This is a genomic window from Marinobacter sp. (genome assembly GCF_041690455.1).
GTDB lineage: Bacteria > Pseudomonadota > Gammaproteobacteria > Pseudomonadales > Oleiphilaceae > Marinobacter.
The window spans coordinates 1-10,624 of sequence record NZ_JAWLHI010000093.1; the positions used below are offsets into that span (position 1 = coordinate 1).

The 10,624-nt window shown below is 54.1% G+C and carries 9 protein-coding genes; 7 read left to right on the forward strand and 2 right to left on the reverse strand.

The annotated features are described in order from the left end of the window. Nucleotides 1-561: 561 nt before the first annotated feature. Both ACESMW_RS17080 and ACESMW_RS17085 read left to right on the forward strand, forming a co-directional pair. A complete protein-coding gene (locus ACESMW_RS17080) occupies nt 562-1,479 on the forward strand; it encodes a GGDEF domain-containing protein (protein ID WP_372988199.1) in 918 nt (305 codons plus the stop codon). A 13-nt stretch (nt 1,480-1,492) separates the two neighbouring features. Further along, complete coding sequence (locus tag ACESMW_RS17085) at nt 1,493-1,762, forward strand: hypothetical protein (RefSeq protein ID WP_138440131.1); 270 nt, start codon at nt 1,493-1,495, stop codon at nt 1,760-1,762. An 85-nt stretch (nt 1,763-1,847) separates the two neighbouring features. Here ACESMW_RS17085 and ACESMW_RS17090 read toward each other — a convergent pair whose 3' ends face one another. Beyond that, nucleotides 1,848-2,951 (reverse strand): substrate-binding domain-containing protein, encoded by a 1,104-nt coding sequence (locus ACESMW_RS17090; RefSeq protein ID WP_228264064.1) that lies wholly within the window; start codon nt 2,949-2,951, stop codon nt 1,848-1,850. A gap of 135 nt (nt 2,952-3,086) precedes the next feature. Between ACESMW_RS17090 and ACESMW_RS17095 the strand changes: the two genes are divergently transcribed. The 5 genes from ACESMW_RS17095 to ACESMW_RS17115 are packed head-to-tail and all read left to right on the forward strand — an operon-like array spanning nt 3,087 to nt 9,110. After that, nucleotides 3,087-3,563, forward strand: a complete 477-nt coding sequence (locus ACESMW_RS17095) for a formate dehydrogenase subunit gamma (protein WP_138440133.1) — start codon at nt 3,087-3,089, stop codon at nt 3,561-3,563. A gap of 2 nt (nt 3,564-3,565) precedes the next feature. Then, nucleotides 3,566-5,104: a formate dehydrogenase beta subunit gene (locus tag ACESMW_RS17100; RefSeq protein WP_372988200.1), complete on the forward strand. Its 1,539-nt coding sequence runs from the start codon at nt 3,566-3,568 to the stop codon at nt 5,102-5,104. A 24-nt stretch (nt 5,105-5,128) separates the two neighbouring features. Continuing rightward, nucleotides 5,129-8,029, forward strand: coding sequence for a formate dehydrogenase subunit alpha (fdhF, locus tag ACESMW_RS17105; RefSeq protein WP_372988201.1), 2,901 nt, complete (start codon nt 5,129-5,131; stop codon nt 8,027-8,029). Then, a complete protein-coding gene (gene fdhD, locus ACESMW_RS17110) occupies nt 8,010-8,864 on the forward strand; it encodes a formate dehydrogenase accessory sulfurtransferase FdhD (protein ID WP_138440136.1) in 855 nt (284 codons plus the stop codon). Before fdhF ends, fdhD begins: the two co-directional genes overlap by 20 nt. A 33-nt stretch (nt 8,865-8,897) precedes the next feature. Next, nucleotides 8,898-9,110, forward strand: a complete 213-nt coding sequence (locus tag ACESMW_RS17115; RefSeq protein ID WP_041646015.1) for a formate dehydrogenase subunit delta — start codon at nt 8,898-8,900, stop codon at nt 9,108-9,110. A gap of 115 nt (nt 9,111-9,225) precedes the next feature. On the opposite strand, the gene ACESMW_RS17120 is transcribed toward ACESMW_RS17115, so the two are convergent. Next, a partial coding sequence (locus tag ACESMW_RS17120; RefSeq protein ID WP_372988202.1) for an electron transfer flavoprotein-ubiquinone oxidoreductase occupies nt 9,226-10,624 on the reverse strand: 1,399 nt, incomplete at its 5' end.

Genomic DNA, 10,624 nt, shown 5'->3' on the forward strand with positions numbered 1-10,624 from the left:
GGACACAATTTGGACACAGCCAAATAAAAAAGGCCTGCGTTTTCACGCAAGCCTTTGAAAATAATGGCGCGCCCGATAGGATTCGAACCTATGACCTTTGCCTCCGGAGTGCAGCCTACCATGGTGTTTTAACTGGGGGTTAATCGATGTAAAGTGAGGCGGTTCAAGCGGTTACGTTTCAAGTTCGGCCTTTTGAAAAACCCTTTTAATACCGATATTTACACGATTTAGGCCGAATCCGGGCACAGGGTTGTCTGGTTGAGATTGCCAAAAAACTACCAAAACGACCGCTGCCCTGTACCCTTGATTTCGTACTTTACTCGCCCAGTTTTACTTAAACAACTACCTGAATTTTGTCCGGTTGCAGCTGCGTTGAATTGGACATAGTTCAGCCAATTTGGACTTACATCCTAGGAGCAAAAACGAATACTACTCGTAAATTCCTGTCAAACATGGTCAATGATTGACCATGTTTTGGGCTGAAGCCTATATAATCGCCGCTTCTTTTCGTTCCCGTCGTCTTTGTTTCGTGCTGATTTCAGCACCTGTGAGTTCCAGTTCTTGAATCCTGACAACCTGCCTATTCTTTCCGATTACAAATGGTTTCTTAATACTCTTCCCGAAGCGGCCCTTGTCGTTGACGATCGCGGTGAAATCCTTATTGCTAATGAAATGGCCAGACGTGTGTTCAAATCCAGCGGTGATAGCTTCCACGCAAAGCATGTCTGGGAACTCATTCCAGTCGAAAAGCGGGAAGGTCACGATGATAAAATGGCGAGCTTTCATAAATCTCCAGAGAAGGAGTCACGGATCGCGAATTCTGCGTTGGAGGCTGTGCGAGGGGACGGGACACGCTTCGCCATCGTTATTATTCTGAGGCAGATTACGTTGGCATGCGGAAGTTACACCCTGGCGATTTGTCAGGATGTATCTGAGCAGCGTTACCTTGTGACCGGGTTACGGAATGAACTGGATCAGGAACGACTGCTTGCCCGGACAGACCCCCTTACGTCGATTGCTAACATTCGGAGCTTTCGGGCAGAGCTTGAGCGCTCCATCGAACGTCTTACTCGCTACGGTCGACATTTCTCGCTAATCAGTATTGATCTGGACAACTTCAAGCCGATTAACGATGACTACGGTCATGCAGAGGGAGACAAAGTGCTCATAGACGTGGGGGATACTCTCAAGTCTGGCCTTCGTAGCGGCGACTTCCCGGCACGCATCGGTGGCGACGAATTTGCGGTGTTGCTTCCTGATACGGATTTCGACGCGGCCAGGAAGTTTATCCCGCGCCTGGTCGAGACCCTGGAGAACAAGATGAAGAAGAATGACTGGCCGGTGACGTTTTCACTTGGCGTGGTGACCTTCAATGAAACACCCGGTCGAGTCGATAAAGCCCTGATGGTGGCTGATGAAACCATGTACCTCGCGAAACGGTCTGGCAAGAACAGAGCCGCAATGCGCACTTTTCAGTAAGGCCTCCAGTCAGTTGAGCCAGAAAAAGCCGGTAGAGATGAACGCCAGTGTGGCATCTGCAACAGAGGAACAAACCGAAGTGGTTGAAAAGATCAACCAGAACATCACTCAAATTAATGATCTGGCCGGCCTGAGTGCCGATCGCTCCAGAGCTATTGATGGTATAAGCGACTCGCTTGAGAGGTATGCCAAGGAACTTGAAAATCAGACAGGAAAGTTCAATTTGGCAGTTCGGTTCTTGAGGATTAGGGGCGATGCTCGGCCCCATCCCACCATCTCTTAAATTTGATATTGCCCCGGGCTTCTTCAAATATTCGTGATCTTTTGCCGCTATGGTCTATCCGTCTGACCACGTCTGTATTCGGGCGTCAAGGGGCAACATGATTGCTCGGAACGTAACCTTGATTCTCGCTCAAGAGCTCATCGAAGGTTGTGATTTCTCCGGGCGAGTCGGGACAGTAGCCCGGTAGGTTTTCTACCGAATCCAAGACCGACTTTGATTGGATTAAGCCGATCAGATCTTGAACAGTCTCAAGTTTAAGATTCTCCTCTCGACATGCTAGAAGGTAGTGTTCTTCAGCAAGCTCTGAGAAAGAAAGTCCAAATTGATTCGCCGCAGCTTCCACTCCGAAACCAACATCTGCCATGCCAGCAGCTACACAGGCGGCAATGGCGGTGTGAGTGTATTCATAATGCGATGTGCAGTTCACTGCACCTAGGGTCAGCTTCTCTCGCTCCATAAGTAAGTCGAATAGGATGCGCGTCCCAGAATGCGTATCGCGACGAATGAACAGTGCATTAGACTCCGTTAGCTCTTTAAGAGACTTTAAGGGGCCGATGCTCGGTTTCATCATTAAGCCTTCCTTACGCTTAACAAACCGAATCAATTTCAATTGAGCCCTGTTTAACTCGCTCTCATAGTGATCTAGAACACGCTTGGCCAGAAATGGGCACGTTGGGAAGTGGAAACTTGAGATATCGCATCGACCATTCAACAAGTCAAGCAGTGCTTCCTGAGGGTTTCGGTATTGGAGGTTAATTTCAACTTGGTCATTGTGTTGAGGTAGCAGTGATATGGCATAGCCGTGACTGGCATTAATCCGAAGTACTGCATTGCGCCCAGCCACCACTTTTTGAATCTCATCATTAATTTCTGAAGCCATGCTGTCGAGCTGAGGGCCAAGCCGCGCTCTAACTCTTTGTTCGGCCAGTAACACCCGTTCCCCAAGATCCGATAATCGAGTCCCCCTGCCTCTTTGCCGTACTACGATGGGAAACTCCAAAGCTTCGCCTAATTGGTGCAGCAGGTTCCAGGCATGGCGATATGATATCCCTGCAAATTTTGCGGCTTCAGTTAGCTTTTCTGTCTCCCGAACCGCTTGTAGGAGAGGAAATATCGCAGGGTCGAGTTGGCTGGCATGAGTTGTATGGATAGCCCACGCTGGGAAAACAGAAAGTTTAGGTATAGCCATGCATATTGGGCTTCTTTTTAATGAGTGATAAGGTTCTTTTGTTGCATTTAATACTACTAAATAAGAACAGGTGTGCATATATGCGGTGCGAATTTTAACTCCATCGCCTTAGGCATAGCGAGAGAGATGTCAGTCATGATCGAGCGGATAGTTGAAGGCTTGAAACATAAGCCCGGGGCACTTTTGCCTATTCTCCACTCTGTGCAGGATCATTTTGGGTATATCCCGGAGAGTTCTGTCCCAATTATCGCAGAGAAGCTTCAGTTGAGCCGGGCTGAAGTGCATGGGGTTATCAGCTTCTATCACCACTTCCGGAGCCATCCGGTAGGTTGCAGAGTGGTTCATGTTTGCCGCGCGGAAGCATGTCAGGCCATGGGGGGGCGAACACTTGAAGAGCATGTCAAAGCCCGCTTGGGAGTGGACTATCACGGTACATCTTCGGACAACGAGTTTACCCTCGAACCGGTTTATTGCTTGGGTAACTGCGCTTGCGCACCTTCGATCCGTGTTAACGATGACATTCATGGTCGGGTAACCCCGCAGAAGTTTGATCGCCTGGTGGACGAGCTCACCACCACTGCACTGGATTTTGTGCAAGCGAAGGGGCATTGATTATGTTGAAAAGAATCTACGTGCCCTGTGATACCACTGCATTGTCGATGGGCGCGGACAAGGTGGCAAAGTTAATAGAGCGTCATGCCAATGCCCGTGGCCTTGAGATCGAGTTGGTGCGCAACGGTTCCCGCGGACTGTTCTGGCTGGAGCCGTTGGTAGAAGTTGAAACCGATTCGGGCCGCATTGGTTTCGGCCCGGTAGAGGCGCATGACGTTGATGCGCTTGTCGATGCCGGTTTGTTCGAAGGAAAGTCTGACCATCCGCTATGCCTTGGCATGGTGGAAGACATTTCTTACCTCAAGCTCCAGCAGAGGCTGACATTCTCCCGCATTGGCATCACGGATCCGCTGTCGATTGCAGACTACCGGTCCCACGGCGGATTCGTCGGTCTGGAGCAGGCCGTCTCCCTGTCGCCTCAGGCAATTGTAGATGAAGTGAAGGCTTCCGGTCTGCGCGGTCGCGGTGGCGCTGCTTTTCCTACCGGCATCAAGTGGCAGACCGTACACGATGAGCCCTGGCAGCAACAGAAGTACATTGTCTGCAACGCCGACGAGGGAGATTCCGGAACCTTTGCAGACCGGCTTGCCATGGAATGCGACCCCTACATGCTGATTGAAGGCATGACCATCGCCGGGCTGGCAGTGGGGGCGACACAGGGATTCATTTATCTGCGTTCGGAATATCCTGTGGCTCACCGTATTCTGAATGACGCGATCAGTCGTGCCGAAGCCGAAGGTTATCTGGGCCGGGATGTCAGAGGCAGCGGTCGTGCCTTCCACCTGGAAGTGCGGCTAGCGGCGGGCGCCTACATCTGCGGTGAGGAAACCTCGCTTCTGGAAAGTCTGGAAGGCAAACGCGGCCTGGTTCGCGCAAAGCCGCCCCTGCCTGCGATCAAAGGGCTATTCGGCCAGCCTACAGTAGTCAATAACGTACTGTCGTTCGCCGCTGTGCCATTCATTCTTGCAAAAGGCGGCCAGACCTACGCTGATTACGGAATGGGTAAGTCCCGGGGTACGCTGCCCATCCAGTTGGCGGGCAACATTCGAAGGGGCGGTCTGATCGAACTTGCATTCGGGGTCAGCCTGAGAGAGATCCTGGAAGACTTCGGTGGTGGCACTTTCACTGGCCGCCCCATGAAAGCGGTTCAGGTGGGCGGCCCGCTGATGGCCTACATGCCGCAAAACCAGTGGGATACGCCGATGGATTACGAAGCCTTTGCCCAACTTGGCGCAGGCATCGGCCATGGCGGCGTGGTGGTCTTTGATGACACGGTGGATATGGGCGAGCAGGCTCGGTTCGCCATGGAGTTCTGCACCGTGGAGTCCTGCGGAAAGTGCACACCCTGTCGGATCGGTTCAGTGCGTGGTCTCGAAGTGATCGACCGAATTCGTGCTGGCGAGAGCCCGGAGGCCAACCTGGTTCTGCTGGAGGAGCTGTGCGAGACCATGGTGGATGGTTCCCTATGTGCCATGGGCGGTATGACCCCATTCCCTGTACAGAGTGTGATGAAATATTTTCCGGACGACCTGACGGCCTGACCAACGCGAGTGGAGGCAATAACAATGCTGCAATATTTTGATCCCGACACGAGCGGCCTGAATCCCAATATCGACTATGGTACGCCGCCCAGTAATTCAGAAACTCTAGTCAGCCTCTCCATAGACGGCACCGATATCGCCGTGCCAGAAGGAACCTCGGTACTGCGGGCAGCCACCCTGGCGGGTATCAATATTCCCAAGCTGTGTGCATCGGACAACCTGGAAGCCTTCGGTTCCTGTCGCATGTGCGCGGTGGAGATCGAGGGCCGACGAGGCTATCCGGCCTCCTGTACCACTCCGGTGTCCGAAGGCATGACTGTCACCACTCAGAACGCCAAGCTGGCGAAGCTCCGGCGCAACATCATGGAGCTGTATATTTCAGACCACCCGTTGGACTGCTTGACCTGTCCGGCCAATGGCAATTGCGAACTGCAGGACGTGGCCGGCGCCGTGGGGCTTCGGGAAGTCCGTTATGGATTTGAGGGTGAGAACCATCTCGATGCGGAGGTGGACGACTCCAACCCCTATTTCAGCTTCGACCCCAGTAAGTGCATTGTCTGCTCCCGTTGCATACGCGCCTGTGAGGAAGTGCAGGGCACTTTTGCCCTGACCATCGACGGCCGTGGTTTCGACTCCAAGGTGTCTGCCGGACAGAACGATCCGTTCATGGATTCCGAGTGCGTCTCGTGCGGTGCCTGCGTGCAGGCCTGCCCCACCTCCACATTAATGGAAAAGAGCGTGATCGACGCTGGCCAGCCAGAGCACAGTGTGGTCACTACTTGCGCATACTGCGGTGTGGGCTGCTCGTTCAAGGCAGAAATGAAAGGTGACCAATTGGTGCGCATGGTTCCCTACAAGGGTGGCGATGCCAACCAAGGTCATTCCTGCGTGAAGGGGCGTTTTGCGTTCGGCTATGCCACTCACAAGGACCGGATCAAGGAGCCAATGATCCGGGAGTCGATCGACGACCCCTGGCAAGTTGTGACTTGGGAAGAGGCCATTGAGTTTTCTGCCAAGAAGCTCAAAGACACCCAGGCAAGATACGGTCGGGAAAGCATCGGCGGTATTACGTCTTCCCGCTGTACCAATGAGGAAACCTATCTGGTGCAGAAGCTGATTCGCGCGGCGTTCGGCAACAACAACACAGACACCTGTGCACGTGTCTGTCATTCCCCCACCGGCTTTGGTCTGAAGACCACCATGGGCGAATCCGCGGGAACACAGACCTTTGATTCCGTTATGAAGGCCGACACCATAGTGGTGATCGGTGCCAACCCTACCGATGCCCACCCGGTGTTTGCCTCCCAGATGCGCAAGCGTCTTCGCCAGGGCGCAAAACTGATCGTGATTGATCCGCGCCGCATCGATCTGCTGACAACGCCCCATGGCACTGAAGGCATTCACCTGCCGTTACGTCCGGGTACCAACGTAGCGATGATCAACTCGCTGGCCCATGTGATTGTGACCGAGGGGCTGGAAGACAAAGGGTTCATCGAAAGCCGGTGTGAGCTCAAACAATACAACCAGTGGCGGGATTTCATTGCCGAGGAACGCCATTCTCCGGAAGCCCTGGAGGTGGTCACCGGTGTGTCTGCCGACTTGGTGCGTCAGGCCGCTCGGGCGTATGGCGAAGCGGATAATGGAGCCATCTACTATGGCCTGGGTGTCACCGAGCACAGCCAGGGCTCCACCATGGTGATGGGTATCGCCAACCTGGCAATGGCCACCGGTAACATTGGCCGTGAAGGTGTGGGGGTGAACCCGCTGCGGGGACAAAACAACGTTCAGGGCTCCTGCGACATGGGCTCCTTCCCTCACGAACTGCCCGGCTACCAGCATGTGGGCGATTCGGCGGTACGGACCAAGTTCCAGGATGCATGGAATGTGGTCATAGACAACGAGCCGGGCCTGCGAATTCCCAACATGTTTGATGCCGCCATTGCCGGCAGTTTCAAGGCCATGTATGTGCAGGGCGAGGATATTGCCCAGTCCGATCCCAACACCCAGCATGTGGAGGCGGCACTCAGTTCGCTGGATTGTCTGATTGTGCAGGATATCTTCCTGAACGAAACCGCCAAGTACGCTCATGTGTTGCTGCCGGGCTCCACTTTCCTCGAAAAGAACGGCACCTTCACCAACGCCGAGCGACGGATTAACCGGGTGCGCAAGGTGATGGCGCCAGTGGCCGGGATGGAAGACTGGGAAGTCACCATGGCGTTGTCCAATGCGTTGGGATATCCGATGCATTACAACCATCCGTCCGAGATTATGGACGAGATTGCTCGGCTGACGCCGACCTTCACAGGAGTCAGTTACGACAGGCTGGACGATCTTGGTAGTATCCAGTGGCCTTGTAACGACGAGCACCCTGATGGAACCCCTACCATGCACACCCTCGACTTCCCGATCGGCAAGGGCAAATTTGCGGTCACCGAGTATGTTGCTACCGAGGAAAAAACTAATCGTAAGTTCCCGCTGTTGCTTACGACCGGACGTATCCTGAGTCAGTACAACGTGGGCGCACAAACCCGGCGGACTGAAAATAGCCAGTGGCACAGCGAGGACGTTCTGGAAATCCACCCCAGTGACGCCGAACTGCGCGGTGTTCGAGAAGGCGACTGGCTAGGCGTTTCAAGTCGCGTAGGGCAGACGGTTTTGCGGGCGCGAATAAGTGACCGCATGCTGCCCGGGGTAGTCTGGACCACCTTCCACCATCCGGGCAGCGGTGCCAATGTTATTACCACTGATAGTTCGGACTGGGCCACCAATTGCCCTGAGTACAAGGTCACGGCGGTGCAGGTAGAGAAGGTTAGTCAGCCATCCGCGTGGCAGCGGCACTTTGCGCAGTTCGACGAGCGCCAGCATCAGTTATTGGATTCAAAGGCAGGCGAAGAGGAGCGCTCCGATGTCGCTTCCTTTGAGTAAGGTTGAGGATGCGGTGATGGAGCCTGGGACACAGGAGCAAGCTCTTCCTTCGACCGTATTCGAAACGACGGTCGATGTTTGCGGCGGGATTGAGGGCACTCCGCATAGTGATCAGGTTGCAGAAGAGGTTCCGGTAGCTATGGTCTACAATGGCATCTCTCACGCTGTGATGATGGCTTCGCCCTCCGACCTGGAAGATTTTGGTCTTGGGTTCAGCTTAAGCGAGGGGATTATTGATTGCCCGGAGCAACTCTTCCAGCTTGACGTGGGGGTTGGTAAACAGGGCATCACCTTGGAGATGCATGTCGCAGGCGAGTGTTTTGCACGATTGAAGGAGCAGCGCCGAAACATGGCCGGTCGAACAGGCTGCGGGCTGTGTGGCACCGAGAGTCTCTCTCAAGCGGTTCGTCCTATTCAAGAGGTGCCCAATCATACTTCTCCCCACAATCGATCTGTTCAGGTTGCCCTTCATGGACTACGGCAGCATCAACCCCTGCAGTCTGAAACCGGGGCTACCCATGGGGCTGCCTGGTGTGACAGCGAGGGCATGATTCAGACGATCCGGGAAGATATCGGTCGGCATAATGCTCTGGACAAGCTCATTGGTGCGCGGATTGCTCGGTATGGCCCCAACGCTTTCAACGACGGCTTCGCGCTCATCTCAAGTCGGGCCAGTTTCGAAATGGTCCAGAAAAGCGCGAGCGTAGGCATTCGCTGTCTGGTTGCTGTTTCGGCAGCCACGGCACTGGCAATTCGCCGGGCCGAAGAAGCCGGAATGACTCTGATCGGCTTTGCAAGACCGGGAAGGCACGTTATTTATACGCGCAAGCATTGAGTAGAATTTGGCAATTTATCGGGGTAAATAAATGTGAGCAGTGATCAAACGACACATTTAGTTAAGATGGTTAATCAAATCAGCATTAATGCGCCAACGCAGTGTCGTGAAGAGGCGATTCAATTTGTTGCACAACATCTTACTAAGTTCTGGGCCAGGGAAATGAAGCGCCAGATAAAGGAATACGCAATCTCTGACGGAGAGGCCTTGTCACCAATTTCTTTGCAAGCGGTTAAGATGCTCTGATTCTCTAGGATCGCTTGATTGAATCAAAATGGACACACAGTAGGAAGTCACGGAGGCTTATGGAGCCTCCTTTGAAAAGGGTAATTACAAGCTATATCTTACGGTTTGGTGTCGCCTACATATTCGGATAATTCGGGCCACCGCCCCCTTCCGGAGTAACCCAGTTAATGTTCTGGGCAGGATCCTTGATATCACAGGTCTTGCAGTGAACACAGTTCTGAGCGTTGATTTGGAAGCGCTTACCGCTGCCGTCATCCTTCTCGACAACTTCGTACACACCCGCCGGGCAGTAACGCTGCGCAGGCTCGTCGTATTTCGGCAGGTTATCGCGAATCGGCAGTTCCGGATCCGTCAGCTTCAGGTGTACCGGCTGATCTTCCTCATGGTTGGTGTTGGAGATAAACACCGAGGACAGGCGGTCAAAGGTCAGGGTGTTATCCGGCTTGGGATAGGTCACCTTCTTGCACTCCGCCGCAGGCTTAAGGGTGGCGTAGTCCGGAGTGGTGTCATGGAACGTGATCGGCAGGCTGCCACGCAGGATGTTCTGCTCGAAGAAGGCGATGGCACCGCCAACCACGTTGCCGAACTTGTGCATGGCCGGGCCGAAGTTGCGCTCGGCGTAGAGTTCCTTGAACAGCCAGCTGCCTTCGAACTTCTTCTGGAAACTGGTGATTTCCTCACCGCTCTTGCCGTCTTTCAGCGCCTCGAAAACCGCCTCGGCACCCAGCATGCCGGACTTCATGGCCGTGTGGGAGCCCTTGATCTTGGAGCCATTCAGAGTGCCGGCGTCACAGCCGAGCAGCAGGCCACCCGGGAAGCTCATCTTCGGCAGGGCGTTGTAGCCGCCTTTGGTGATTGCACGGGCACCGTAGGAAACACGCTTGCCACCTTCAAGGTGTTTCTTGATCTCAGGATGCAGCTTCAGACGCTGAAATTCATCGAACGGGCTCAGGTGCGGGTTGCTGTAGGAAAGGTCGGTGATCAGGCCCACGTAGACCTGGCCGTTTTCCAGGTGATACAGGAAAGACCCGCCGGTGGAACCGGTTTCCTTCAATGGCCAGCCAGTGGTGTGAACCACTAGTCCAGGCTCGTGTTTGGCCGGATCAATGTCCCATAGTTCCTTTATACCGATACCGTAGTGCTGCGGGTCCTTGCCTTCGTCCAGATTGAACTCGTTTATCAGGCGCTTGCCCAGGTGACCGCGGCAGCCTTCAGTGAAGAGAGTGTACTTGGCGCGCAGTTCCATGCCCGGCATATAGCCGTCTTTTTCGGAACCGTCACGGGCAACGCCCATATCGCCGGTGATAATGCCTTTTACCTGGCCGTCTTCAACGATGGTCTCGGCGGCGGCAAAGCCGGGATAGACCTCAACGCCCAGGCCTTCCGCCTGCTCGGCAAGCCAGCGGCACAGGTTACCCAGGCTGATAATGTAGTTGCCATGGTTGTGCATGTTCTTGGGCACAAACGCATTGGGGATCTTGGTGGCGCTTTCCTGGTTCTTCAGCAGGAAAATG